The following is a 430-nucleotide window of genomic DNA, read 5'->3' as shown; positions in this document are numbered from 1 at the left end:
CACGCCGCCGACGAGCGTCGCGCCCGCCGACTGGCCGAAGAGCGTGACGAGCCCCGGGTCGCCGCCGAACGCGGCGATGTTCCCGCGCACCCAGCGCAGCGCCGCCACGACGTCGAGCAGCCCCCGGTTCGCGGGCGCGCCCGGCAGGGCGAGGAACCCGGGTATCCCGAGGCGGTAGCCGATCGTGACGAGCACCACGCCGTCGCGCGCGAAGGCGGCGCCGTCGAGGAGCGGCGCGCGCGGCGACCCGGCGACGAAGCCGCCGCCGTGCACGAAGACCATGACGGGCAGCCCGGAGCGGCCCGGCGCGGGCGTCCACACGTTCACGGTGAGGTAGTCGGCGCCGCGGACCCACCCCGGGCCGAAGTACGGGCCCATGTCGAGCGCGCCGAAAGCGCGCGGCGCCTGGGGCGCGGTCGGGCCGTGCGCG

At 78.4% G+C, this 430-nt stretch carries 1 protein-coding gene; it reads right to left on the bottom strand.

The genetic code is table 11. The features are described 5' to 3' along the window. Nucleotides 1-430 (bottom strand): carboxylesterase family protein (locus tag G3I42_RS04250; protein ID WP_164282492.1); only part of this gene is annotated, 430 nt, incomplete at both ends.

This window comes from Streptomyces sp. SID11385 (genome assembly GCF_010548245.1).
Lineage (GTDB): Bacteria > Actinomycetota > Actinomycetes > Streptomycetales > Streptomycetaceae > Streptomyces.
The sequence above is the reverse complement of the archived record's forward strand: the minus strand, read 5'-3'. Positions and strand labels throughout refer to the sequence as shown.